Source organism: Arthrobacter sp. B0427-1-12, assembly GCF_059092905.1.
The window spans coordinates 48,218-71,976 of the sequence record NZ_JBNHIC010000021.1; the positions used below are offsets into that span (position 1 = coordinate 48,218).

The following is a 23,759-nucleotide window of genomic DNA, read 5'->3' on the forward strand; positions in this document are numbered from 1 at the left end:
GGGTTCGTCAGGCCGGAACGTGGCACCGGACGGAGGTTTAGGCAGTGCCGGCAGGTCAATCGGCCTGGGTGGTTGCCTTCCTAGCCAGTTCCACCGCTGTGGCGCTCATTTCATCCGCCAGTTTCAGCACGTCGTACATCCCGGCGAACCGCCGGTCACGGCTGTAGGCAGTGATGCCGGTTCCACCGTCGGTAACGTCGAAGAAGAACTGGATGTCGGGCCGGAATTTCAGGTGCGGGGCAGCGCTTCGGTACAGCCACTGTCCGGCGTCCCACTGCCTGTCGATCTCTATCCAGAGGGTTGGACCGATGGTTCTCACCGTCACGTTCGGCTGGTCGAAGGCACGTCGCAGCCGTTCCAGCGCCTCCTGCGGAGGCAAGGACGTTGTCCATTCCTCTTCGAGAAAAAAGCGCTGCTTGGCGTTCCCGACCATGATCTCTGCGGGAAGGTGAACCGGCCGGTGCAGCCTCGCACCATGCGTGAACAAGACCGATAGCGCACAAATGCCACCGAAGAAGTAGAGATTGGTGATGAGCCCCGGGAAGAGGATGCCGCTGCTTTCGGCCATGACCTCCAGGCCGAACCACCCGGCAATGAAGACGGCGATGGCCGCGGCCTTGCGCCTGGTCGTGGTGAAGTACAGCAGCGAGCGCTGCACGGAAGAGTAAGGCAGTTCTTCTCGCGGAAGTCCTTGCGGGTCCACCGATCCCGGATTCATCCCCATGGCCGCCAGTCTGCCACGGCTGCTGGTTCGGCGGTACGGCCCGGCCCTGCAACACTTCGGCCACAGTACCGCTGGAAGTCTTCCCCTCGCCCGCTGTCCATTCCAGAATTAGTCCATTGATTTGGATTATCCAGGAGGACGTATGCGCCCGCTCAGACAAGACCGATTCCCCTACTTCGCCGCAGCCGGTCTGACCGGTCTGGCCGTCCTGCTGGCCGGCTGCGGTACGCCGACCGCTGCGCCCGTAACCAGTTCCCCGGCGGTCTCGGCAACGACCACAGCCGCTTCCTCCCCGAGCCCCAGCGCCTCCGTATCAGCCCCGCCGACGACGTCGCCTGAGAACACGACGGCCCCCGCTTCAGACTGGACCAACTACACGACGACGGACGGAGACCTGACCTTCGAGCATCCGGCGGACTGGAACATCCTTGACCGGTCGAGCGAATCACCCACCGGCGGGATCTTTGTGGAAGTGGTAGGAAACAACAAGACATTCGCCACACTGGAGACCAACGTCATTACCGGTGCGGAGTGCATGGCGGAGCAGCCCTACTCCATCCTGGACTCGGAGCCCCTTCCGGCCCTGGCGCAGCCCGGGAGCACCCCGTGGTTCGTCTTCCAGGGAAGGATGGATCCCACCGCCACCGATCCAGCCAGGGCGAACGTCCTGGCCTACGGGATCACCTCAGCTCCGGAGCCCACCGGGCCAACGGCGTGCCCCATCTACCACTTCTTCATGTGGCCCCCGAGCGGTGCTGTCTTTGCCGGCATCTATGATCCTTTCCTACCGGTTGGCGAGCCGCACATCGACACACCACAGGCGTATATGGAGACGCAGGAGTACCAGGACATCCGCAGGATGATCACCTCACTGCGTCCGGCGGGCTAGCTGGAGGCGGGTGGCGCGGCAGGGCCTCTGGACACTTTGACCGTACCCAACCAGACTGTGTACACGAAGCGGCGCCAGGCCTGCCCGGGTTACCGCCGCGCCGGTTCACCAGTGTCTGAAGGGACAGGGTCATGCCCGACGTTGCAGCGTATCTGCCCACCTTCCTCGCGATTGTCGGCGTCATCGTCGTCGTCGGTCTCGTATGGGCCCTTATCAAGGCGATGTGGAAGGTTGCAGAGCCGAACCAAGCACTCATTATCTCTGGCCTGACACGCGCAACGCTGGAAAACACCGACGGCATGGACTTCAGGATCGTCACCGGCAAAGGCGCCCTGGTGGTCCCGGGGCTGCAGACGGTCAGGGCGCTGGCGCTCACCCTGAATGAGACGGAACTCAAGGTGTCCTGCGTAACCTCGCAAGGCATCCAGGTGGTGGTGGAGGGCGTGGTCATCTACAAGATCGGCGACTCCCCTGCGTTCATCGCCAACGCCGCACGCCGTTTCCTTGGCCAGCAGGCGAAGATGGAGAGCCAGGTCTACAACGTCTTCGAGGGCCACCTGCGGTCCATCGTCGGCAGCATGACCGTGGAGGAGATCATCCGGGAGCGCGACAAGCTGGCCTCCCATGTGCGCGGCGCGAGCGGCATTGAAATGGAGAAGCTGGGCCTCGTGGTGGACTCACTCCAGATCAAGGACCTCCAGGACCCCACCGGCTACATCCAGAACCTGGCCAAGCCGTACATCGCCCATGTCAAGATGGAAGCCCGCATCGCCGAGGCCACCCGCAACCGGGAAGCGTCGGAGAAGGAAGCCGAGGCTGCTGCCCTCATCGCAGACGCGCAGAGCATCTCGATGATCAAGCAGTCCGCGGCACAGGCCAATGCCGAGCAGGCCAAAGCCAATGCCGCGCAGGCCGGGCCCCTCGCCGATGCCACGGCCCGGCAACAAGTGGTGGTGCAGGAGACAGAGGTCGCCAAGCTGGAGGCCGCGCGCGAGGAACAGAAGCTGCAGACCATCGTACGGAAGCCCGCCGATGCCAAGGCCTATGCTTTGAAGACGGAGGCCGAGGCGCAGAAGGCAGCCGACATCAGCGCCGCCGAGGCCAGGGCCCGGCGGACGGAGCTGGAGGCGCAGGCCAACGCACGGCGCGTCGAAATGGAGGCGCAGGCGGGCGCCAATGCTGCGGCGGCCGCAGCCGGCGCCACGCGGCTCACCGGTGAGGCAGAAGCAGCGGCCACGAAGGCACGCGGCGAGGCGGCGGCGTCGGCCATCAAGGCGAAGGCCCTGGCCGAGGCGGACGGCATCAAGGCGCGCGGCGAGGCCCTCGAAACCAACCAAGACGCCGTCATCTCGCAGCAGCTGGCCGAGAACATGCCGTCGATCGTGCAGGCCGCCGCCGAGCCGTTTGCGCATGTGGACCAGCTGACCGTCCTCAACGGCGGCGAGGGGCTGAACAATATGGTGGGCGGCATCCTGGCCCAGGTAGGCCAGTTCCTTCCTTCCCTGTCCAATGCGCTGAAGAACGGGAAATCACCGGACTCCAAGCAGCATCACCCGGCCGTTCCCCGGCAGTAGCACCATGCGCAGAAAAGTGGACACCACCCTCACGGGGAAGATCGGCCGCGTCACGGGACGGATCGCGCCGGGCACGATCGGCGAGGTCATGCTGGCCTACCGCGGCGGAACCAGCGCCTTCCATGCCCATCCCTTTGACAAGATGAGCGAATTCCCTGAAGGCGACAAGGTATTGGTGATCTACTTCCAACCGCCGCAGACGGTCTTCGTGGATGAGTTGCCGGACATCCTCAGGGAGGAGCAGTAGCGCCCCGAGGAGGAGCCTCGGTTCTTAATGCCAGGCATGGACCCGCAGGATGCGGGAGACCATGACGGCTCCGGAAGTCTGTCCGGAGAGGTCCCGGGCCACACCCCAGTACCTGCGGCCTGCTGTCTAACCTCCTCCCCCGGTGGGTATGGAACATCTAGAACGGTTTGCCCGCCACGCCGGGCCATGGCTCCGGCGCGACCACCGAGGAGGCACATGTCCACCGCAACAAATCTGGCTGCCCAAGACAACAACGCGCAGGAAAACCCCGCCAAGCATGACGACGAACAGTTCACCGTGCTCGACCCGCGGGACGGCAGCGTCGTCGGCACCATCCAAAGCGCCACCCGCGCCGAGGTAGCTGCGGCCCTGGCCGCAGCCCGCAAGGCCCAGCCGGCGTGGCGGCGGACCTCCCCCGAGGAGCGCGGCCGGGCGCTGCGCCAGGCGGCCGCCGAACTCGCCGCCCACGCCGGTGAACTCGCCGACCTGAACAGCCGCGAAACGGGACGGCCCCGTGAAGAGGCGCTGGCCGGCGTCGAAGCCGGTGTGCACACGCTGGAACAGTACGCGGAGCTGGGCCCGGTGCACCGCGGCCACAGCCTCCGCGGCGGGATCGACGCCGCCGACTACACTGTGACCGAGCCCCGCGGCGTGGTCGTCGTCCTCACCCCGTGGAACGATCCGGTGGCGGTGGCCGCCGGCCTGCTGGGCGCGGCGATCGTCACCGGTAACACCGTGGTCCACAAGCCCAGCGAGCGCTGCCCGCATCTGGGTGCCCGGCTGGGCGAGGTCCTCTCCGCCGCCCTGCCCCAGGACGTGCTGGTGACGGTCGACGGCGGTGCCTCCGTCGGCGCGATGCTCACCGCCGAGGCCGGGGTCGGCGCCGTCGCACACGTCGGCTCCAGCGCCACCGGAACGCGGATCGCCCGCGCCGCAGCACTCACCGGTGCCCATGTGATCCGGGAAAACGGAGGCAACGATGCGCTGATCGTGGATGCCGGCGTCGATCCCGTCTGGGCTGCCGAGCAGGCGGCCATCGGGGCGTTCGCCAACAGCGGCCAGATCTGCACCTCCGTGGAACGGATCTTCGTGCATGAGGCCGTCGCGGACGCGTTCTGCGCGGCACTCGCGGACGAGGCCCGCCGCCGTAACGAGACCGGGATCGCGCCGCTGGTGGACACCCGCCTGCGGGACGAGGTCCACGCGCAGGTGTCCGAGGCCCTCGCCCAGGGCGCGGAAGCGGCAGTCGGCGGCGAGATTCCCGAGGGCCCCGGCGCCCACTACCCCGCCACGGTACTGCTGGACTGCACGTCACGGATGCGCATCATGACCGAGGAAACCTTCGGCCCGGTGGCGCCCGTGGCCGTGGTGAAGAACTTCGATGAGGCCCTGGAGCTGGCCGTTGCGGACCGCTACGGGCTGGCCGCCTCCGTGCTGACCGGCAGCATCGCCAACGCCCACCGTGCCGTCGCGGAACTGCCCGTGGGTACGGTGAAGGTCAACAACGTCTTCGGCGGTGCCCCCGGCGGATCCGCCCAGCCGCGCAAGGACAGCGGCGCCGGTTTCGGATATGGCCCGGAGCTGCTGGACGAAATGACCCTGGTCAAGGTGGTCCACGTCGGCCTGCCCCGGGAGCAGGCGTGACCACCGGCGAGCAGTCTCCGGAGACCGCGCCGCACGACCTGGCCGCGCTGCGCGGCCTGACCCCGCTGGTCCCGGCGCTGCTGGCTGCCAAGGCCCCGGCGGTCACCGTGGTCGGCGACGTGATGCTGGACGGCTGGTGGAATGGGACGATCGAGCGCTTCTGCCGCGAGGCCCCCGCACCGGTGGTGGACATCCGCCGTCGCGACTATGCCCCCGGCGGCGCCGCCAACACGGCGATGAACCTGGCCGCCCTTGGTGCCCGGGTGCGGATCGTGGGGCTGACCGGAACGGATGACGCGGGCGAGCGCCTCCGCGCGCTGCTAGCCGCCGCCGGGGTGGACACCTCCGGGCTGCTCCAGCACGCCGGCGTCACCACCACCACCAAGTACCGCGTCATCGGCGGGGACCAGGTCATGCTGCGCCTCGACGACACCGGCGCGGACTTCCCGCCGGAGGTCCTGCGGGACCTCGCTGCCGCCGCGTCCGTCATGGCAGGAGAGGCCGCGGACGACGCCGGCGCGCTAGTGATCTGCGACTACGGCTCCGGGGCACTCGGGGAAAGTGTGCGGACGGCCCTGGCCGGCATGCCCGCCGGACGCCGTCCGTTGACTGTGGTGGACGCCCACGATCCGCGGCCCTGGGCCGTGCTGGAACCGGACCTCGTGACCCCCAACGCGCAGGAGGCGGCCGGGCTGCTGGGCCTGAAGCTGGACCAGGACACGGACCGTGCCGCGGTCATCACCGAGCACCGCGAAAAGCTGCTGACCGCCACGGGGGCGCGGGCCGCCGTCGTCACCCTGGACCGAGACGGCACGGTGCTGCTGACCTCCGACGGGCGACGCCACCGCACCTGGGCCCGGCCCTCCAGTGAGAAGCAGGCCTCGGGGGCGGGCGACACCTTCGTCGCAGCGCTGACGCTGGCGCGGGCCTGCCGCCTGCCGCTGACCACCGGACTGGACCTGGCGCAGGCGGCGGCCGACGTCGTCGTGCACCGTTTCGGCACCTCGGTGTGCAGCACCGCGGACCTGGCCGCCCACCTGGGCAGCTTCGCCGAAGCGGCGCTGGCGCCGGAGGATCTGCTGGCGCGGCTGTCGGCCGAACGCGCGGCCGGACGGCGGATCGTGCTGACCAACGGCTGCTTCGACGTCCTGCACCGCGGCCACACCAGCTACCTGAACCAGGCCAAGCAGCTGGGTGACGTGCTGGTGGTGGCGCTGAACGGGGACGAGTCGGTGCGGCGCCTGAAAGGGCCCGGCCGGCCGATCAATCCGGTGGCGGACCGCGCCGGGGTGTTGGCCGCGCTCAGCTGCGTAGACTATGTGACCGTGTTCGATACCGATACCCCCATCCCGCTGATCGAGGCGCTGCGGCCGGACATCTACGCCAAGGGCGGCGACTACACCCCTCAGATGCTGGAGGAAACCCCGGTGGTGGAAGCCAGCGGCGGGCAGGTGCGGATCCTGGACTACGTGCCGGAGCACTCGACGACGGCGGTGGTCCGGCGGATCCGGACGGCGGAGGGAGCATGACCCGCCGCCCGCCCGCGGACTGGGGCAGGCCGATGGCCCCGCCGCGCGAGGACATCCAGGTGCTGATCCCCACCTGCAACCGGCCCGCCGAACTCGCGGTCACCCTGGCCGGGCTGGCCGCGCAGGAAGGCCCCGCCTTCGGCGTGATCATCAGCGACCAGAGTGACGGCGAACCGCCGTGGAAGACGCCGGCGGTACTGGCCATGGTCAACGTCCTGGCGGCGCAGGGCATCGCGGTCCGCACCCTGCGGCACCTGCCGCGGCAGGGCCTGGCCGAACACCGCCTGTTCCTGCTGGAGAAGTCCTCTGCGCCGTACGTCCTGTTCCTGGACGACGATGTCTGGCTGGAGCCGAACACGCTGGGCCGGATGGCGAAGGCGCTGGAGACGCACAGCTGCGGCTTCATCGGCTCCGCCGTGCAGGGCCTGTCCTTCCTGGGCGACCGCCGGCCCCAGGAGCTGGAGCCGTTCGATCCGTGGGAGGGCAAGGTGCAGCCGGAGCGGATCCGGCCGGACACTCCGGAGTTCGGCCGCTGGACGCTGCACAATGCCGCGAACCTGGTCCATCTTGCCGAGGAGCAGGAGCTTCCGGGGGAAGGCTGGCTCGCCTACAGGGTCGCCTGGGTGGGCGGCTGCGTGCTGTTCGACCGCCAGAAGCTGGTGGACTGCGGCGGTTTCAGCTTCTGGAAGGACCTGCCGGAAGGAACGGTCGGCGAGGATGTGGCCGCGCAGTGGAAGGTGATGGAACGCTACGGCGGCGCGGGCATCCTGCCCAGCGGCGCGGTGCATCTGGAGGCGCCCACCACCATCGCGGACCGTCCGCTGAACGCCTACGAGGTGGTGTTCGGGGACGCGGTGGAGCCCGCTGACTGACCAAGGAAACCGATAGACCCGCACCGGGACCTCCGGTGCGGAACCAGGGAAAGGAAACCAGCATGGCCAACCCCAGCCCGATCGACATCCAGAAAGCCCTCGGCGGCGTGGACTACCCCGCCACCGCCCAGGACCTGGTCAGCAAGGCTGAGCAGTCCGGCGCGGACGAATCCGTCCTCGAGGCGCTGCGCAACCTGCCGGACAAGGAATACAACAAGCCGACCGACGTGAGCGAGGCCATCAGCGGCAGCTGAGGCGATGGCGACGTCGGCCCTCTCACCCCCGGATCCACCTGCTGCCGGCATCACGGCTGTGAAGCGTCGTTGGGGGCGTGCAAGTGGGCGCGCTCCCCGTCGTGGTCAAAGATGGTGAGGATTTCTACAGGGCCGTCATGGGCTCCGATGCTGTGGGGGACCATGGTGGAGAACTCGGCCGCGTTGCCGGCCTGGACCAAAATGGTCCGCTCACCCAGCTGCAGGCGGGCCGTGCCGGACAGGACGGTGAACCACTCACGTCCGGGGTGCACGCTCAGCTGCCCTGCTCCGGCCGGCCGTTCGGCGGTGATGCGCATCTTCGCCACGGTCACGCCGTGGAGAGCGCGTTCACTGGACAGGAGCCAGGTCGTCAGCCCTCGCGTGTGATCGGGCTGCGGTCGGATCACCACGTCCTCGTCCTCGGCGGACTCGACGAGCTGATCGAGTGTGGTGCCCAGGGCCCGGGCAATGGGGACCAGCTGATCGAGCGCGATCCTGCGGTGCCCGGTCTCGATGCGGCTCAGCGTGGAAGGGCTGAGGTAGCAGCGGGCGGCGAGGGCATCCAGTGACCAGCCGCGGGCCAGCCGCAGGCCGCGGATACGCTGGCGGATCACCGTGTCCAGAGCGAGTTCTTGCGTCATAAGCAAGAGTGTATGCCAGCAACGCAGGACGCCACTAGCCTGGAGGCATGGCACAGCACTCCCATCCCCATCAGCACCAGCACCACTGCGGCGGGCAGGCACACGGCCACGAGGCCAGCCTTGCGGAGCTGCTCGACCTGGACGCCGAAATGCTCGGTTCGTACCTGGATGAGGTGACCGAGTGGGTCGGACAGCACGCTCCGGACGCTCCGCGCACGGTCGTCGACGTGGGCGCCGGCACAGGCACCGGCGGCCTGGCGCTGGCGCGGCGCTTCAGCACGGCCGAAGTGGTCGCGATCGACAGGTCGGCGTTGATGCTCGAGCACGTCCGCGCGGCCGCCCGCGCGCAGGGACTGGCGGATCGGCTGCGTGTCGTGCAGGCCGACCTGGATGTCGTCTGGCCCCAGGTCGAAGCGGCGGATGTCGTGTGGGCTGCCTCGTCCCTGCACGAGGTCGCCGATCCGGACCGGGTGCTCCGCGACGTCTACGCGGCTCTGAACCCCGGCGGCCTGCTGGTGGTCATCGAAATGGACACCCTGCCGCGCTTCCTGCCCGACGACGTCGGGCTGGGTCGGCCCGGCCTGGAGTCGCGCTGCCACGAGACCTTGGCACAAGCGAACTGGAACTCGCATCCGGACTGGCGGCCGCACCTGGAGCAGGCCGGTTTCGAGATCGCCGCGCAGCGCAGCTTCAGCATCGAAGCGAGCCCGGCACCGGAACGCACCGGACGCTACGCCGACGCCTACCTGCGCCGCATCCGCTCCGCCCTCAACGGCAAGCTGGCCGCCGAGGACCTCAACACCCTCGACCGACTCCTGACCGCCGACAACCCCGACTCTCTCCTGCGCCGCCGCGACCTGACGCTGCGCGGCAGCCGGACCGCCTGGACTGCGCACCGCCCCTGGCCAAGAAAGGAGTTCCACCATGAACACGGTTCTCACACATGATGTCGCCGTCATCGGCGGCGGTGCGGCGGGGCTGAGCGCAGCCGTTACCCTGGCACGCTCCCTCCGTTCGGTGGTCGTCGTGGATGCGGGCGAGCCGCGAAACGCTCCGCCGCCGGCGCACACAACGTCCTCGGGCGGGAGGGAACCTCGCCGCTGGAGCTGGTGGCGGCCGGGCGGCGGGAGGCCGAGCATTACGGAGCGGACATCCGCCACGACCATGCCGTGGCCGCGCGCCGCACGGCGGAGGGGTTCGAGGTCGGACTTGCCGGCGGTGGAACTGTCCGGGCACGCCGGCTCCTGCTCGCGACGGGACTGACCGACGAACTCCCCGACGTACCTGGCGTCCGGCAGTTCTGGGGAAAGAACGTGTTGCACTGTCCCTACTGCCACGGGTGGGAAGTCCGCGGGCAGCGCATCGGGATTCTGGGCACCAGCCCCAGGGGCATCCACCAGGCCCTGCTGTTCCGGCAGCTCGGTGAAGATGTCACACTTTTCCTCCACCAGATGCCCGGCACCGGCGACGAAGCGTGGGACCAGCTGGCCGCCCTGGACATCCCGGTCGTGAGCGGCGCCGTCCATCAACTGCGCGGCGAGGACGACGTCCTGCGGGCTGTCGTTCTCGATGACGGACACGAGTTCCCGGTGGATGCGCTGGCCGTGGCGCCGCGGTTCATCGCACGGGCGGACCTCTACGAACAGCTGGGCGGCGCACTCACGGAGCACCCGATCGGCGTATTCATCGAGACCGGCCCGATGGGACGGACGGAGCTCCCCGGCGTATGGGCCGCAGGGAATGTGAGCGACCTCGGGGCGATGGCCGCTGTCTCAACGGGCGCCGGGGTCACCGCTGCCGCCGCCATCAACGCGGATCTCGTGGCCGAGGATACGGGTGCCGCTGTTCAAGCACGGGCCAGCAACAAGCTGAAGGCATAGCGCGGCCGGCTGCGATGAGCCGTCAGGCACGTCCTAGGATGCCGACGGTCCGTCCGAATCCCGGCCCGACTGCCCGCCGTCGTGCTTTCCGGTACCTGGGTGCGTGCCAGGCCCACCCACGGTACCCGCCCCGCCGGGGATCTTGTCAGCGCTGCGGTTGATGCCCGAGCCCTTGCCCAGGCTTTCATCGTTGGGCTTTTCGGTCATGAGCAGCATCGCGGCGAATACCAGGGAAACAATGAAGGCGATGCCGGCGGCCGTCAGGCCGAGGTCCAGGCGCAGTTCCCGGCTATTGCCGCCGGTGGCGAAAATGGTGGTGGCGACGCCGGCGACGACCGCCAGCACCGCGGAGAAAGCGAGTGGTCCCTTCACCGAAGTCCGCAGGTCCCGCGGTCCCGAAGGCTGGTTCTTGGCCACTGATATTCCTCCTGTAAATCGCATGCGGCCCGCCGGAAAGCCCGCACCGCGACGTCGTGGGATGGGGGCCGGAGCTTAAAGGGCCAAATACCAGTTTACGGCCTACGCGCGGGCCGCCGCGCCACTGCGGGACTCATGCCGGTAGCTGAGGGCAGCCAGCAGCAGGACCACGGCAACAATAATGGCGGATCCGCCGAGGATGCCCAGCAGGGCATGCGGGTCGAAGCCCATGAAGATCGGCAGTGCCGCGGCCGTGACCAGGCTCACGGTTCCGGTGATCAGCCAGTCCATGCTCAGCAGGTGCCGCTTGTGCTGTTGGGCGCCCAGCACAATTTCGACGACGGCGCCCACCAGCAGTCCCAGCCCCGCGATGTAGGCGAAGAGCTGCTGGTTCTGGAAGATCAGGACCAACACGCCGGCCGCCAGGTAGGCGATTGCTTCGACGTTGAGCATCCGCCGGGTGAAGTCGTTGCCGATCTCGGGCCGCGCGCGCAGCTTCAACACCGAGAAGCCCGTCAGGCCCAGGTACAGTCCGCCGCTGATGCTGAGCACCAGCATGCTCGGTTCCTGCCAGAAGATGGTCAGCGCACCGAACGCCGCCGCGATGATCGCCCGGAACAGGACCGGCGGCCACAACGCAGCTGCCTGGGACTGATGGTTCACGGTCACTTGGCGGAGCCTCCTGGAAATCACTGCGGCCCGTGCCGGGCCACCCATAAGTTTAGCGCGGCTGCGGCAGGCCCCCGTTCGCCAGGGCGGGCGGTTCACGCTGTGCCGGTGACCATCCAGGCGTCGTTGCGCACCCGCCACCCCAGGGTCGCGGCGCGCGCCGCCATATAGCCCAGGCCGAACGCCGCCCACAGCCACGCGATCCCGGTACCGCCGGTTAGGCCGGCGACGTGCACCGCCCACAGCAGCGGCGCGTACACCGCCAGATTGACGACGCCGGTAATCGCCAGATACCGCGCGTCACCGGCGCCGATCAGCACCCCGTCCAGCACGAACACCAGCCCGCAGACGGGCTGGCTGGCCGCCAGCACCCAGAGCCCGGCGGTCAGGGCCGCGTGGACGGCGGAGTCCTGCGTGAACAGGAAGCCCATGAACGGCGCGGCCGCGGCCAGCACGGCACCGGTGAGGCAGCCGAAGCCGATCCCCCAGATGACCATGCGGCGGGTCAGCGCGTGGGCCAGCGGCCGGTTCCCCGCGCCGAGTTCCTTGCCGATCAGCGCCTGGGCGGCGATGGCCAGCGCGTCCAGCGCGAAGGCCAGGAACGTAAAGAGGGTCATGACCAGCTGGTGGGCGGCCAGGGGCACGGTGCCCTGGGCGGTGGCGACGACGACGGTCGCCAGCACCGCCACCCGCAGGCTCAGGGTGCGCAGCATCAGCCATGAGCCCACCTGCATGGTGGCGGTGATGCCGGACCAGCGAGGCTGCAGCGGCACGCGCTCCTCGCGGGAGAGCCGGAACAGGATGGCCAGGTAGACCGCCGCCATCCCCCACTGGGCGAGGCTGGTGCCCAGCGCGGAACCGGCCACGGACAATTCGAAACCGTAGACCAGCAGCCAGTTCAGTCCGATGTTCACGGTGAAGCCGGCGCCGGCCACCAGCAGCGGCGTGCGGGTATCCTGCAGGCCCCGCAGCACGCCGGTGGCCGCCAGTACGATCAGCATCGCTGTCAGCCCGGGCATCGACCAGCGCAGATAGTCCACCGCGAAGCGGTGCACCTCGCCCTCGGCGCCCATCAGCGCCGCCAGCTGCGGCGCCGCAGCCCAGCCGACCGCCGACAGCACCGCACCGAGCAGCAGCGCCAGCCAGACGCCGTCGCGCCCGGCGGCGAGCGCCTGGCCCATCCGGCCCGCGCCCAGGAACCGGGCCACTGCCGGCGTGGTGGAATAGGCCAGGAAAATCATCAGTCCGACGGCGGTGTGCAGCACCGTGGAGGCGAGCCCGACGCCGGCCAGCTGCTCCACGCCGAGGTGGCCCACGATCGCCGAATCGGCCAGCAGGAACAGCGGCTCGGCAATCAGCGCGCCGAGCGCGGGCACGGCCAGATGCAGGATTCGGCGGCTGAGGTCCCGGCCGCTGAGGGAACGGCCGGCGGAAGTTGAGGTCACGCTGCCCAGCCTACCGATCTGTTGCCGGCCCGCCGCGGAGGGTACAACTGACTCATGACCTCTTCACCGTTGGTGCTTGGCCCGACCCTCCGGTACGTCGACGAGACGTCGGCGAGCATCTGGCTGGAAACCCGGGAGGCCGGCGTCGTTGTTGTCCGCGGGGGCGGGCACAGCTGGGAAGCGCGCACCTTCGCCGTGCACGGCCACCACTATGCGCTCGTGGAAGTGTCCGGGCTGGCGCCGGGCACCGCCACGTCCTACACCGTGGAGATCGGCGGGACCGAGGTGTGGCCGGAGACGGGCTCCGGGTTTCCGCCCTCGGTGATCCGGACGCTGGCGCCGGGCCGGCCGCTGCAGCTGGCGTTCGGCTCCTGCCGCACCAGCGTCCCGCACAATAAAAGCGGCAACGGCAGCCACGGCGTCGACGCGATGCGCGCCTTTGCCCTGTGCTGGGCCTCCGGCACCGAGGGCGCCTGGCCGGACCTGCTCCTGTTCCTCGGGGACCAGGTCTATGCCGATTCCACCAGCGCGGAGATGCAGCGGTTCATCCGCGGGCGCCGCGATATCCGCCAACCGCCGGGCGAGGAACTGAAGGACTATGAGGAGTACGCGCACCTCTACTGGCTCGCCTGGTCCGCCGAGGCGAACCGCTGGCTGCTGTCTACAGTGCCCAGCGCGATGATCTTCGACGACCACGACATCAGGGACGACTGGAATGCCTCACTGAGCTGGCGGCGGACGATGGAAGCCACCTCCTGGTGGCACGGGCGGATCGTCTCCGGGCTGGCGTCCTACTGGGTGTACCAGCATCTGGGCAACCTGTCCCCCGAGCGGCGGGCCCACGACTGGATCTGGCAGCGGATCGCCGCGCACACGGGCCCTGAGGAGCTCGACCTGAGCGGTGCTGGACGAGTTTGCCGAACGTGCCGACCAGGATCCGGCGAGCTACCGCTGGAGCTTCACCCGCGACTTCGACGACACGCGGCTGGTCGTGGTGGATTCGCGGGCGGCCCGCGTTCTGGCGCCGGACAGTCGCTCCATGCTGGAGGAAGAGGAGCTGGCGTGGCTGGACGGGCAACTGCAGGGCGGTTTCCGGCACCTGCTGGTCGGCACCTCGCTGCCGTTCCTGCTCCCGACGGGCCTGCACCACCTGGAGGCGTGGAACGAGGCCCTGGCCTTGGGCACCTGGGGGAAGCTCGCCGCCGGGATCGGCGAGAAGGTGCGGCAGGCGCTCGACCTGGAGCACTGGGGCGCCTTCCAGAGAAGCTTCCGGGCGGTGGCGGACATGGTCACGGAGGTAGCCGACGGCCAGCGCGGAGCGGCGCCGGAAACCGTCCTGTTCCTGTCCGGGGATGTGCACTACTCGTATGTCGCCGAGGTGGAACGCTCCTCGGGAAGCCGGGTCCTGCAGGCGGTCTGCTCCCCGATCCGCAACCCGCTGCCCCGGCTGATGCGTTCCTTCACGGCGATCCTGTCCTACGGGGTCGCCGGGCCCGTCGGCGGCCTGCTGGCGCGTTTGGCCAAGGTTCCGGACCCGCCGTTCAAGTGGACCGGCGTCAAGGGGCCTTGGTTCGACAACAACCTGGCCCGCCTCGAGGCCACGCCCGAGGGGCTGAGGCCGTGGTGGGAGACCGGGGTCGTGGACGGCGGCGACCAGCGGCGCCCGCGGCTGAAGGAGGTGGCGGCCCTGACCGTGCGCCCGCGCAGATGTCCTTCCCTGGCGCGGGAGCCTCTTGACTAACCGGCAGGCCGGCGCAGGATAATGATTTCATAATCCAGTACATTCTTCTCACATCGTGAAATGAGAAATGGCACGCAAAGGAGCAACCGCATGACCAAGCTGCAGCAGGGCCAGCCCGCCCCGGCATTCACACTGAAGGATTCCGCCAATCGGCCGGTAGCCCTGGAAGATTTCCGCGGCCGCGACGTGATCGTGTACTTCTATCCCAAGGCGGCCACGCCTGGCTGCACCACCGAGGCCTGCGACTTCCGCGACAACCTCAATTCGCTCAAATCCGCCGGCTATGACGTGATCGGCGTCTCCCCGGATGCGCCGGAGGCCATCGCCGAATTCGCCGCCGACAACTCGCTGAACTTCCCGCTGCTGTCCGACCCCCACGCGGAAACCGCCAAGACCTGGGGCGCCTGGGGCCAGAAGGAGATCAACGGCCAGGCGGTCGAGGGCGTCCTCCGTTCCACCGTGGTCCTGGACCGTGAGGGCGTGGTCCGCAGCGCGCAGTATTCGGTCGACGCCAACGGCCACGTCGCCAGCCTCCGGGAGGAGCTGGGGCTGAGCTGACATTTGCCTCGGCTCCATGGGCGGCAAGCCGAGTGTCGCCGGCGTTCTTATATCCATTGACACAAACTGGTTTGTAATACAAACTTATTTGTGAAGCCGCCCCACCGCACCACCTGTCAGCAACCTCGCCGCGCAGAAAGCCAAGCATCATGGAACAGGCAGCACAGCCCCTCGATCCCCGCCAGGCACTCAAGGCCCTGAACGACACCGAACAGGCCATCCGCAGCCGCATGGCGCCGAACTCCGCGTTCCTCTACTTCCTCTGGGGCGCCGTCTATCTGCTGGGCTACGGCGCACTCCACGGTGGCTACTTCGGCTGGCTCCCGTTCGGTTCCGGCACCGCCGTCGTCGTTTTTCTCAGCCTCCTCGCCGCCAGCGCGTTGGTCTCCGCCATCCACGGGATCAGGACCTCCACCGGATTCAAGGGGCAGTCGCAGACCCAGGGCGCGTTCTACGGTTTTTCCTGGTTCGGCGCCATGCTCACCATCGGCTTTTTCTCCATCGCGCTCGGCCGCCTGGAGCTGGAGTGGCTGGTCATGGGCTGGCTGATCAATTCCATCGCAGTGCTGACGGTCGGCCTGCTCTTCATGGTCGGCGGGGCCATGTTCAAGGACCGCCCGATGGCCCTGATCGGGATCTGGTTCCTGCTGGTCAATATCGTCTGCCTGATCGCCGGCCCCAACCTGTTCCTGATCCTCTTCGGCATCCTCGGCTGCGCCGGCCTGTTCGCCGGCGGGGCTGTGGAACTCATCCGCGCCCGCCGCAGCCGGGCGGTCCTCTGACCATGGCCGAGCTTGACCCCGTCATCCACGCCGAGGCACGCCTGCGCGTGATGTCCGCACTGAACACCATCGGCGAGGAGGACTCGATTTCCTTCCCGCGGCTGCGCGACCTGCTTGCCATGACCGCGGGCAACCTCTCCACCCACCTGCGCAAACTGGAAGACGCCGGCTACATCAGCGTGAACAAGACCATCGAGGGACGCACCCCCGCCACCTACATAGGCATCACCGTCAAGGGCAGGGCGGCCTTCCAGGAGTACCGGAAACAGCTCCAGGAACTGCTGCACGGCGAGACCCAGGCACTGGCATAACCGCACCGGACAGGATCAGGGCCAGTGCCGGTGCACTCCTCCCCCGGCCCGGGTCCGCTGTGACCAATCGTCGCCTCGCGCTGGAATACCCCCACGGAAGCAACGGGAAATGACCAATGGTCAATTCCCGGCTGCCGGCGCCGGCAGCGCGAACACGCTGAACGCCGCCGCCACCGCCAGCAGCGCCAGGACAAACACAGCCAGCGCATTCCAGCCCAGCGACTGGAAGAACAGCCCGCCGGCCCAGCCCAGCAGGCTGGACCCGGCGTAGTAGAACAGGTTGTACAGCGAGGACGCCTGCGCCCGGCCATGCCGTGAGCGGAACGGCGTCCAGCCGGAGGCCACCGAATGCGCGGCGAAGAAACCGGCGGTGAAAACCAGCAGGCCGGCCAGCACTGCGGGCAGCCAGGCGATGAAGGTCACCGCCATTCCCAGCGCCATCGCACCCGTGCTGAGCAGCAGCACCCGGCGCCGGCCCCACTTCGCGGCGGCGCTGCCGGCCGCACGGGAGGACCAGGTGCCGGACAGATAGGCCAGGAATAACAGGCTCACCACGGACTGCGGCAGCCCAAACGGCTCCGCGCCCAGATGGAAACCTAGGTAGTTGTACACCACCACGAACCCGCCCATCAGCAGGAACCCCTGCAGATACAGCGCGATCAGCCCGCGGTCCTGCAGGTTGACCCGCAGTTTGTACCACAGCCGATCCTCGCGCGGCGGACCTCCGGGCGGCCGGACCGGCGGCGTGAAGCCCCGCTGCTTCGGCGCCGTCGCAATGAAGCAGACGGCAGCGGCGGCAGCCAAGAGGCTGACTGCCACCAGCCCGATCCGCCAGTTCAGCAGGTCCCCCACGGGCGCGGAAATGACGCGCCCGGCCAGCCCGCCGACGGTGGTGCCGGCGACATACGTGCCCGCCGCCACGGCGGCATGCAGCCGGCTGACTTCCTCACTCAGGTAGGCCAGCGCCAGCGCCGGAATCCCGCCGAGCGCCACGCCCTCGCCGAACCTCAACGCCAGCAGCGCCGGGAAGCTGGGCGCCAGCGGCACCAGCAGTCCCAGCAGGGTGGCCAGTACGACGGCGGCAGTCATCGCCCGCAGCCGGCCCACCCGGTCTGCCACCTGGGACCACGGGATCACCGCCAGCGCCAGGCCGAGAGTCGCGGCGGACACGCTCAGCGCGGCATCGGCGGCGGAGATGCCGAGGTCCTGGGCGATCAGCGGCAGCACACCCTGGACCGAGTAGAGCTGGGCGAAGGTGGCCAGCCCCGCGCAGGCCAGGGCGATCAGGATCCGGCGGTAGCCCCGGCTGCCGCGCGGGTGCCCGGCCCAGGACCCGGTCTCATCGGCCCCCGCGGCGTCCGGTTCGGTCACTGTTCGGGGGCGTTGGCCTCGGCGACGGTACCGGCGGCGGCACCCATGACGGCCTGGTCGCCGCCCTGCTGCACCGCGGTACCTGCGATGGCGGCAGCGGCCATGTCCTTGCGGGCCCGGCTGCGCAGCTGGATCAGGCGTCGGGCATGCTTGTCCAGCGCATGGTCCTCCTCGGTGGCCGGCTGCCAGCGCTTGCACAGGACCGACGCCCCGGCCTTGTCCAGCGCCACAAACACGATCAGCGAGTGCGTGGTAAGTTCCATTTCGCCCGTCTTCGGGTCGCCGGAGCGCACGTGCACGGACATGTGCATGCTGGTCTTGCCGGTGTGGAGCAGCCGGGCCTCCACCTCCACCACGTGGCCGATCTTCAGCGGCCGGTAGAAGCGCACCCCGCCGGCATAGACGGCGATCGCCGGCCCGTGCAGCCAGCCGGCGGCGCAGGCCGAGGCGGTCTCGTCCATCCAGCGCATGACGGTGCCGCCGTGGACGTTGCCGCCCCAGTTCACATCTGTAGGAGCCGCCAGGAAACGGAAGAGGGTGCGGGGGCCGGTGCCGGCGTCGGAATAGACCTGCCGCGCCATCTCCTCCTCGATGTCCTTGCGCAACTCGATGCGGCGGATGGCGCTGGCCTCGAGGTAGGTCTCCGCCTCCGTTGTGGGCTCCCACTTCGGTACCGGAGTGGGTTTCCGGTTCTCATCCATCGCCACGAAAATGATCAGGCAGCGCGTCTTCTCCACCGCCTCGGCCTCGCGCGGATCGGAGGACCGCACGATCACCTGGATGTGCATACTGGTGCGGCCGGTGTAGACGATCGTGGCCTGGGCCTCCACCAGTTCGCCCACCAGCACCGGGCGGCGGAACTGCACATTGCCCACGTACGCCGTCACGCAGTAGCGCCCGCTCCAGCCCGCAGCCGCGGCGTAGCCGGCCTTGTCGATCCACTCCAGCACCCGGCCGCCGTCGACCGTCCCGGTCAGGCCCGCATCAGTGGGCGCGGCGAGGAAGCGCAGGGTAACGGAATGGCGGTCGGTAGGCACGGCGGCTCCTCCTAGAAGCTTGTGCGTTGAGTGTAGAACAGCAGCGGATAGCGGGGCCTTTGTTACAGGATGCCCTACGCCACAAGCTTTCCCTAAGGGGCCGGGACCATCGTGGAGAACAGTCCGGTAAGGGAACGGCCTGCCATGGGCCGTGCCGGGCGGGTCTGCGCAGAAATCTCTGGCAGCGCACGGATTGCAGGCCTAATCTGATTGGGGGAGCTGGGAAATGTCCGTCGGATTGCGTATCGCCGCAGCCGTGGCCCTGGGGGCCGCGAGCGTGCTCGCATTGATCTGGGCTTTTTCGATCGGAGGCAGCGCGGAAGTCGGGTTGCTGGACCGGATCGGTGCCTTTGTGCTGTGGGGACTGCCCGGCACCAAGATGGTTTTCAACCTCGCCGCGGCCTGCACCCTCGGCGCTCTGGTGCTGGCCGCCGTCGGATTTTCCCCGCAGCGGCCCGCCTATGACCGCACCATCCGGCTCGCCGGGACGGCGGCCATCGTCTGGACCATCACCGCGGTGGGCGTCCTGGTGCTCAATTTCGTGGTGGTGGCCAACGAACCGTTTTCGTCGCCCACCTTCGGCCAGAACCTGGCCATCTTCATCACCGAGGTGGACCTGGGTGTCGCCGGGGCCGTGAACGTGCTGATTGCCGCCGCGGCTGCGGTCTGCTGCCTGCTGGCCCGGGGGCCGGGCACGGTGGCGCTGGCCGCGCTGCTGGCCTTCGCCGGACTCTTCCCCCCGGCCATGAATTCCCATGCCGCCGGCGGAGCTGACCACGCGGACAACACCGTCTCACTGGTCCTCCACATCGCCGCCGCAGCCGTCTGGATCGGCGGCCTGCTCACCCTGGTGGTCCTGCGCACCGTGCTGCGCGAGGACACCGAAACCGTCATCCGGCGCTATTCGACCCTGGCGCTGATGTCCTTCGTCGCACTGTCCGCCTCCGGGGTCCTCGCCGCCACAGCGGGAATCTTCACGCCCGCCGACCTGCTTACCCCGTACGGGCTGATCCTGCTGGCCAAGACCGGGGCATTCGTGGTGCTTGGCGTCGTCGGCCTGCTGCACCGCGAGTGGACCATCAAGCGGATGGCCGCGGAGCCGCGGCACGGACAGCGGTATTTCTGGGCACTGGTCGTCGTGGAACTGGCCGTCATGGGCGCCGCCTCCGGCCTGGCCGCCGCGCTCGGGCGGACGCAGACGCCACAGGACACCGGCCTGGACGAGTTCCTGCCGGAGCCGGCGCTGCTGGGCTACCTGACGCAGTGGAGGCCGGACCCACTCTGGATCCTGGTCTGCGCTTTCGCCGTGTTCTTCTACTTGGCCGCCGTCCGCCGGCTGCGCCGGCAGGGCCGGTCCTGGCCGGTGCGGCGCACGGTGCTGTGGCTGGCCGGCGTCGCGGTCCTCTTCCTGGCCACCAACGGCGGCGTGCACGCCTACCAGGAATTCCTGTTCAATGCGCACGTGCTGACGCAGATGCTGCTGACCGCCATCGTACCGCTGCTACTGGTGCCGGCCGCACCGCTGACCCTGGCCGAGCGCGCCATGCAGCCGCGGACGGACGGCAGCTATGGCGGCCGGGAAATTGTCCAGCTACTCCGGAAGGCGCTGGCACCGCTGGCCGCCGCCCCCTACATTCCGGCATTCCTCATCGCCGGATCGCTGATCCTCTTCTACTACACGCCGCTGCTAGGCTGGTCCGCCACCACCCAGCTGGGCTACAGCTGGATGACCCTGCACGCCCTGCTGATCGGCCTGGTGTTCGTGTACAGTCTCGCGGGCGCCGCCCGGGACACCTCGGCCCGTAATACGGCGGGCGCGGGCCCAAGCAGCGTGCTGCGGCCGGCGGTGCTGGCGGGAACCGGCGTCCTCTTCGCCGTCTACGGCTGGGCCCTGACGGTCCAGGCGGAGGTTCTGGAGTTGCCCTGGTACAGGACGACCGGCCGCCCGTTCGGCCCGTCCTCCCCGGGAGCCGCGCCCGAGCTGGCCGGAACCTTCATGTGGGTCATCGGTGCCGTTGCGCTGCTGGCGACGGCCGCCGTCGTCCTCCGCAAGCGGGCGGTTGCGTTGGACGCGGAGGGAACCGACGCGCCGGAGGATCACGACGGCGGACGCCCGCGCCGGATCACGGCCGGTGCCCGGTCCCCGGACTAAGCGCGGCCTGAGCATGCCACTTTCATGGGAGCAGGTTGTTGTCGACGCGGCTGACCCGGCGGCCTTGGGACGCTGGTGGGCCAAGGCCCTCGGCTGGATGGTGGTGAACGAAGAGGACGGGGACGTCGAGATCCGCGCCGCTGCGGATCAACTGCCGGGGCTGCTCTTCGTGCCGGTTCCGGAGCAGAAGTCGGTCAAGAACCGGTTGCACCTGGATTTCCGCCCGGAGGACCGGGACGCGGAGGTGGACCGGTTCCTGGGACTCGGCGCCCACCGCGTGGAGGTGGGGCAGCAGGATGTGCCCTGGGTGGTGCTGGCGGACCCGGAAGGCAACGAGTTCTGCATCCTCAGCAGCCGACCCTGACTCCCGTATATCGGCCCGCACATTGGCGTCGCGGATGTGATCCAGTACACTCGCTGGATTATGAACCGGAACCTACGTTTCACCACGCATGGAATCCCGGCCCCGAACCGGGTCCAACTCTGGGAACACCATAATGCCAAGGCACTGATCTCGCTGGACATCCGCACCATCGATGATTCCCCGCTCCAAGCCAGCGAGGTCAACGTCCACTTCCCGGCGCTGCGGTTCGCCCAGGTCAAGGGCACTGCCCAGGTGGTGGAACGTTCCGAGCGGTTCATCCGGCAGAATCCGACCGACGTCGTGGCGGTTTTCTTCGCCCTGGAGGGCGAAGCATTCTTCTACCACCAGGGCGGACTGGAGACGCTGAAGCCGGGCCAGGCGGTGATGTATGACGCGGACCGGCCGTTCATGCGCGGCTTCCACCACGGCCTGCAGGAGTTGGTGCTGACCATCCCCCGTGCTGACTTCCTGGAACTTTCCGGCGGGAAACAGCTGCAGCAGCCGCAGGTGTTCGACTTCAATCAAGGCGCCGCCGTGAACCAACAGATGCTGGCGCTGGCCAAGCTGGTCCGCACCGCGGTGAGCACCCAGCAGCCCGATCCGGAGCGGACCGAGGAGGACGCCCTGGAGCTGCTCTCCCTGCTGGTGGCCGGGGACCGCTCCGGAACCGGTGCGGGCTATCTGGCCTGCGCCCGCAATTACATCGAGGACCAGCTGAGCGACCCGGCGCTCAGCGCCGCCCAGGTGGCGCACGCCGTCGGAATCAGCGAACGCCACCTGTCCCGCATCTTTACGGACGCCGGCCAGCCCCCAAGCCTGTATATACTGGACCGGCGGCTGGAACGGGCCCGGGAACTGCTCACCGCACCGGAGCAAAGAACGACGCCGGTGGGCCGCATCGCGGCCAGCGTGGGCTTTGCCTCGCAGAGCTACTTCACGCGCGCCTTCAAGGCTTCCTACGGGGCAACTCCGCTGCAGCTTCGCAGGGAGGCCGTCGCCGGCGTCGCCCTGTAGTTGCGCCGTTCACCGGGAGCCTGTTGCGCCGACAGGCCCTGCCACAGATCCAGCGTCTAGCTTCCCGCGCCCAGTTTCCCGGCCATGCGCTCGCGCATCTGCACGCTGGCTTCATTCAGGCCGACAATCTCCACGTCCTTGCCTTGGTGCCGGTACTTCTCCGTGACCGCGTCCAGCGCGGCGACGGTTGAGGCGTCCCACAGGTGCGAGGCGCTCATGTCGATGACCACCTTCCCCGGATCGTGCGCGTATTCGAACTGCGTATAGAGGTCATTGGAGGAGGCGAAGAACAGCTCGCCGTCCACTACGTAGGTGGCGGTAGCGACGCCGTCGACCTCCTTCACGGTCCTGCGCACAGTGACGAAGTGCGCCACGCGGCGGGCGAACAGCGCCATGGCCACCAGCACCCCGACGCCGACGCCGATAGCCAGGTTGTTGGTCGCGACCACCACTGCGACGGTCGCCACCATCACGGCCGTTTCGCTCTTCGGCATGAAGCGCAGGGTGGACGGCCGGATGCTGTGCCAGTCGAAAGTCGCCACGGAAACGAAAATCATCACGGCCACCAGCGCGGCCATGGGGATCACTGCAACGACGTCTCCCAGAGCAACCATCAGGATCAAGAGGAACAGTCCCGCGAGGAAGGTGGAAATGCGGGTACGCGCGCCGGAGGCTTTCACATTAATCATGGTCTGGCCGATCATCGCGCAGCCGCCCATGCCGCCGAAGAAGCCCGTGACGATATTGGCCACGCCCTGGCCCCAGGACTCACGGGTCTTGTTGGAGCGGGTGTCCGTGACGTCGTCGACCAACTTGGCGGTCATCAGGGACTCCAGCAGGCCAACGAACGCCATGGCGAGCGCGTAGGGCGCAATGATCTGGAAGGTCTCCAGCGTCAGCGGCACGTCCGGGAAGAACAGGCCGGGGAGGCTGTCCGGCAGTTCGCCCTTGTCCCCCACAGTCGGCACGGCAAGGGAACCCAGGACGGTCACGAGCGTCAGCACCACAATGGCCACCAGCGGCGCCGGAACGGCGGAAGTCACCCTGGGCAGGCCGAAGACAATCAGCAGTCCGACGGCGGTCAGCGGGTAGACCAGCCACGGCACGCCGATCAGTTCGGGAACCTGGGCGGAGAAAATCAGGATCGCCAGCGCGTTGACGAAGCCGACCATGACCGAGCGCGGGATGAAACGCATCAGCTTGGCCACTCCAAGCACGCCGAGGACGATCTGGAAAATGCCGGCCAGGATCACCGCGGCGATGAGGTAGTCCACACCATGGCTGTCCACGAGCGGTGCGATGACCAGGGCGACGGCGCCGGTGGCCGCGGAGATCATGGCGGGACGGCCGCCAACGAAAGCAATGGTCACGGCCATGGTGAAGGAGGCGAACAGTCCGATCCGCGGGTCGACGCCGGCGATGATCGAGAAGGCGATGGCCTCCGGAATCAGCGCCAGCGCCACCACCAGCCCGCCAAGGACCTCGGTCTTGAGGCGTCCTGGGGACTTCAGGGTTTCCCTGATGGACTGAAGCTGTTCGGGGGAAGGCACGGCCTGGGCGCCGGAGGTCTTGGTGGCCATCGGGCTCCGTTCAGAGGTGGAAACAGGTAAGGGTGTGACGATAGGGCCGCCGGTTGAGGGAACG

At 68.5% G+C, this 23,759-nt stretch carries 24 protein-coding genes and 2 pseudogenes; 18 read left to right on the forward strand and 8 right to left on the reverse strand.

The window, feature by feature from the left end:
• Window positions 1-55: 55 nt before the first annotated feature.
• Window positions 56-658 carry a hypothetical protein gene (locus AC5RWU_RS13655; protein WP_494037030.1) on the reverse strand — a complete coding sequence of 201 codons (603 nt, stop codon included), beginning with the start codon at window positions 656-658 and terminating at the stop codon, window positions 56-58.
• Window positions 659-866: 208 nt separating this feature from the next.
• Here AC5RWU_RS13655 and AC5RWU_RS13660 point away from each other — a divergent pair, with 208 nt between their 5' ends.
• From AC5RWU_RS13660 to AC5RWU_RS13690, 7 genes are all read left to right on the forward strand, one after another.
• A complete protein-coding gene (locus tag AC5RWU_RS13660) occupies window positions 867-1,613 on the forward strand; it encodes a hypothetical protein (protein WP_494031288.1) in 747 nt (248 codons plus the stop codon).
• Between the two features lie 131 nt (window positions 1,614-1,744).
• Window positions 1,745-3,187, forward strand: a complete 1,443-nt coding sequence (locus tag AC5RWU_RS13665) for a flotillin family protein (protein WP_494031287.1) — start codon at window positions 1,745-1,747, stop codon at window positions 3,185-3,187.
• A gap of 4 nt (window positions 3,188-3,191) precedes the next feature.
• Window positions 3,192-3,434 (forward strand): NfeD C-terminal domain-containing protein, encoded by a 243-nt coding sequence (locus AC5RWU_RS13670; RefSeq protein WP_494031286.1) that lies wholly within the window; start codon window positions 3,192-3,194, stop codon window positions 3,432-3,434.
• A 216-nt stretch (window positions 3,435-3,650) separates the two neighbouring features.
• The gene (locus AC5RWU_RS13675) at window positions 3,651-5,078 is read left to right on the forward strand and encodes an aldehyde dehydrogenase family protein (RefSeq protein ID WP_494031285.1); all 1,428 of its coding nucleotides are present in this window, start codon (window positions 3,651-3,653) and stop codon (window positions 5,076-5,078) included.
• On the forward strand, window positions 5,075-6,607 hold the full coding sequence (gene rfaE2 / locus AC5RWU_RS13680; protein WP_494031284.1) for a D-glycero-beta-D-manno-heptose 1-phosphate adenylyltransferase: 1,533 nt from the start codon (window positions 5,075-5,077) through the stop codon (window positions 6,605-6,607). The genes AC5RWU_RS13675 and rfaE2 overlap by 4 nt, the downstream gene beginning before the upstream one ends.
• Window positions 6,604-7,479 carry a glycosyltransferase gene (locus tag AC5RWU_RS13685; RefSeq protein WP_494031283.1) on the forward strand — a complete coding sequence of 292 codons (876 nt, stop codon included), beginning with the start codon at window positions 6,604-6,606 and terminating at the stop codon, window positions 7,477-7,479. The genes rfaE2 and AC5RWU_RS13685 overlap by 4 nt, the downstream gene beginning before the upstream one ends.
• Window positions 7,480-7,541: 62 nt before the next feature.
• A complete protein-coding gene (locus AC5RWU_RS13690) occupies window positions 7,542-7,733 on the forward strand; it encodes a DUF2795 domain-containing protein (RefSeq protein WP_494031282.1) in 192 nt (63 codons plus the stop codon).
• A 50-nt stretch (window positions 7,734-7,783) separates the two neighbouring features.
• On the opposite strand, the gene AC5RWU_RS13695 is transcribed toward AC5RWU_RS13690, so the two are convergent.
• Complete coding sequence (locus AC5RWU_RS13695; RefSeq protein WP_494031281.1) at window positions 7,784-8,374, reverse strand: helix-turn-helix domain-containing protein; 591 nt, start codon at window positions 8,372-8,374, stop codon at window positions 7,784-7,786.
• A gap of 47 nt (window positions 8,375-8,421) precedes the next feature.
• On the opposite strand from AC5RWU_RS13695, the gene AC5RWU_RS13700 reads away from it, so the two are divergent.
• The 3 genes and pseudogenes from AC5RWU_RS13700 (at window position 8,422) to AC5RWU_RS13710 (ending at window position 10,254) form a co-directional block, all read left to right on the forward strand.
• A complete protein-coding gene (locus AC5RWU_RS13700) occupies window positions 8,422-9,321 on the forward strand; it encodes a class I SAM-dependent methyltransferase (protein WP_494031280.1) in 900 nt (299 codons plus the stop codon).
• Window positions 9,299-9,400 (forward strand): annotated as a pseudogene (locus AC5RWU_RS13705) (FAD-binding protein); the annotation flags it as partial. The gene AC5RWU_RS13700 and the pseudogene AC5RWU_RS13705, both read left to right, overlap by 23 nt.
• Window positions 9,401-9,483: 83 nt before the next feature.
• Entirely contained in the window at window positions 9,484-10,254 is a 771-nt protein-coding gene (locus AC5RWU_RS13710) for an NAD(P)/FAD-dependent oxidoreductase (RefSeq protein ID WP_494031279.1), read from the forward strand.
• Between the two features lie 33 nt (window positions 10,255-10,287).
• Here the strand turns inward: AC5RWU_RS13710 and AC5RWU_RS13715 are convergent, their stop codons facing one another.
• The 3 genes from AC5RWU_RS13715 to AC5RWU_RS13725 all read right to left on the reverse strand — a co-directional run bounded on the left by AC5RWU_RS13715 (window position 10,288) and on the right by AC5RWU_RS13725 (window position 12,785).
• Window positions 10,288-10,671, reverse strand: coding sequence for a hypothetical protein (locus AC5RWU_RS13715; RefSeq protein ID WP_494031278.1), 384 nt, complete (start codon window positions 10,669-10,671; stop codon window positions 10,288-10,290).
• Window positions 10,672-10,773: 102 nt separating this feature from the next.
• Entirely contained in the window at window positions 10,774-11,340 is a 567-nt protein-coding gene (locus tag AC5RWU_RS13720; RefSeq protein ID WP_494031277.1) for a DUF308 domain-containing protein, read from the reverse strand.
• 95 nt (window positions 11,341-11,435) lie between these two features.
• A complete protein-coding gene (locus AC5RWU_RS13725; protein WP_494031276.1) occupies window positions 11,436-12,785 on the reverse strand; it encodes an MATE family efflux transporter in 1,350 nt (449 codons plus the stop codon).
• A 54-nt stretch (window positions 12,786-12,839) separates the two neighbouring features.
• Between AC5RWU_RS13725 and AC5RWU_RS13730 the strand changes: the two are divergent.
• From AC5RWU_RS13730 to AC5RWU_RS13750, 5 genes and pseudogenes are all read left to right on the forward strand, one after another.
• A pseudogene (locus AC5RWU_RS13730) lies at window positions 12,840-13,532 on the forward strand (DUF7800 domain-containing protein); the annotation flags it as partial.
• Between the two features lie 154 nt (window positions 13,533-13,686).
• Complete coding sequence (locus tag AC5RWU_RS13735; RefSeq protein ID WP_494031335.1) at window positions 13,687-14,526, forward strand: hypothetical protein; 840 nt, start codon at window positions 13,687-13,689, stop codon at window positions 14,524-14,526.
• Window positions 14,527-14,616: 90 nt separating this feature from the next.
• Window positions 14,617-15,084: a thioredoxin-dependent thiol peroxidase gene (gene bcp, locus AC5RWU_RS13740; protein WP_494031275.1), complete on the forward strand. Its 468-nt coding sequence runs from the start codon at window positions 14,617-14,619 to the stop codon at window positions 15,082-15,084.
• A gap of 149 nt (window positions 15,085-15,233) precedes the next feature.
• Entirely contained in the window at window positions 15,234-15,866 is a 633-nt protein-coding gene (locus tag AC5RWU_RS13745; RefSeq protein ID WP_494031274.1) for a hypothetical protein, read from the forward strand.
• Between the two features lie 2 nt (window positions 15,867-15,868).
• On the forward strand, window positions 15,869-16,177 hold the full coding sequence (locus AC5RWU_RS13750) for a transcriptional regulator (protein WP_494031273.1): 309 nt from the start codon (window positions 15,869-15,871) through the stop codon (window positions 16,175-16,177).
• A 120-nt stretch (window positions 16,178-16,297) separates the two neighbouring features.
• Here AC5RWU_RS13750 and AC5RWU_RS13755 read toward each other — a convergent pair whose 3' ends face one another.
• The gene (locus AC5RWU_RS13755) at window positions 16,298-17,548 is read right to left on the reverse strand and encodes an MFS transporter (RefSeq protein ID WP_494031272.1); all 1,251 of its coding nucleotides are present in this window, start codon (window positions 17,546-17,548) and stop codon (window positions 16,298-16,300) included.
• A complete protein-coding gene (locus AC5RWU_RS13760; RefSeq protein WP_494031271.1) occupies window positions 17,545-18,585 on the reverse strand; it encodes an acyl-CoA thioesterase in 1,041 nt (346 codons plus the stop codon). The genes AC5RWU_RS13755 and AC5RWU_RS13760 overlap by 4 nt, the downstream gene beginning before the upstream one ends.
• Before the next feature lie 226 nt (window positions 18,586-18,811).
• Here AC5RWU_RS13760 and AC5RWU_RS13765 point away from each other — a divergent pair, with 226 nt between their 5' ends.
• Genes AC5RWU_RS13765 through AC5RWU_RS13775 form a run of 3 tightly spaced genes read left to right on the forward strand, consistent with a single transcriptional unit; the run spans window position 18,812 to window position 22,115 of the window.
• A complete protein-coding gene (locus AC5RWU_RS13765; RefSeq protein ID WP_494031270.1) occupies window positions 18,812-20,737 on the forward strand; it encodes a bifunctional copper resistance protein CopD/cytochrome c oxidase assembly protein in 1,926 nt (641 codons plus the stop codon).
• A gap of 13 nt (window positions 20,738-20,750) precedes the next feature.
• Window positions 20,751-21,101 carry a VOC family protein gene (locus AC5RWU_RS13770; RefSeq protein WP_494031269.1) on the forward strand — a complete coding sequence of 117 codons (351 nt, stop codon included), beginning with the start codon at window positions 20,751-20,753 and terminating at the stop codon, window positions 21,099-21,101.
• 36 nt (window positions 21,102-21,137) lie between these two features.
• Entirely contained in the window at window positions 21,138-22,115 is a 978-nt protein-coding gene (locus AC5RWU_RS13775; RefSeq protein WP_494037031.1) for an AraC family transcriptional regulator, read from the forward strand.
• A 56-nt stretch (window positions 22,116-22,171) separates the two neighbouring features.
• Here AC5RWU_RS13775 and AC5RWU_RS13780 read toward each other — a convergent pair whose 3' ends face one another.
• Window positions 22,172-23,695 (reverse strand): SulP family inorganic anion transporter, encoded by a 1,524-nt coding sequence (locus AC5RWU_RS13780; RefSeq protein WP_494031267.1) that lies wholly within the window; start codon window positions 23,693-23,695, stop codon window positions 22,172-22,174.
• Window positions 23,696-23,759 lie beyond the last annotated feature (64 nt).

Bases quoted from the DNA above. Each gene is read 5' to 3' on its own strand.
- AC5RWU_RS13750 (WP_494031273.1), top strand. From the start codon at position 15,869: ATGGCCGAGCTTGACCCCGTCATCCACGCCGAGGCACGCCTGCGCGTG.
- AC5RWU_RS13770 (WP_494031269.1), top strand. From the start codon at position 20,751: ATGCCACTTTCATGGGAGCAGGTTGTTGTCGACGCGGCTGACCCGGCG.
- AC5RWU_RS13675 (WP_494031285.1), top strand. From the start codon at position 3,651: ATGTCCACCGCAACAAATCTGGCTGCCCAAGACAACAACGCGCAGGAA.
- AC5RWU_RS13780 (WP_494031267.1), bottom strand. From the start codon at position 23,695: ATGGCCACCAAGACCTCCGGCGCCCAGGCCGTGCCTTCCCCCGAACAG.
- AC5RWU_RS13745 (WP_494031274.1), top strand. From the start codon at position 15,234: ATGGAACAGGCAGCACAGCCCCTCGATCCCCGCCAGGCACTCAAGGCC.
- AC5RWU_RS13690 (WP_494031282.1), top strand. From the start codon at position 7,542: ATGGCCAACCCCAGCCCGATCGACATCCAGAAAGCCCTCGGCGGCGTG.
- AC5RWU_RS13660 (WP_494031288.1), top strand. From the start codon at position 867: ATGCGCCCGCTCAGACAAGACCGATTCCCCTACTTCGCCGCAGCCGGT.
- AC5RWU_RS13685 (WP_494031283.1), top strand. From the start codon at position 6,604: ATGACCCGCCGCCCGCCCGCGGACTGGGGCAGGCCGATGGCCCCGCCG.
- AC5RWU_RS13695 (WP_494031281.1), bottom strand. From the start codon at position 8,374: ATGACGCAAGAACTCGCTCTGGACACGGTGATCCGCCAGCGTATCCGC.
- AC5RWU_RS13670 (WP_494031286.1), top strand. From the start codon at position 3,192: ATGCGCAGAAAAGTGGACACCACCCTCACGGGGAAGATCGGCCGCGTC.
- AC5RWU_RS13765 (WP_494031270.1), top strand. From the start codon at position 18,812: ATGTCCGTCGGATTGCGTATCGCCGCAGCCGTGGCCCTGGGGGCCGCG.
- bcp (WP_494031275.1), top strand. From the start codon at position 14,617: ATGACCAAGCTGCAGCAGGGCCAGCCCGCCCCGGCATTCACACTGAAG.
- AC5RWU_RS13665 (WP_494031287.1), top strand. From the start codon at position 1,745: ATGCCCGACGTTGCAGCGTATCTGCCCACCTTCCTCGCGATTGTCGGC.
- AC5RWU_RS13700 (WP_494031280.1), top strand. From the start codon at position 8,422: ATGGCACAGCACTCCCATCCCCATCAGCACCAGCACCACTGCGGCGGG.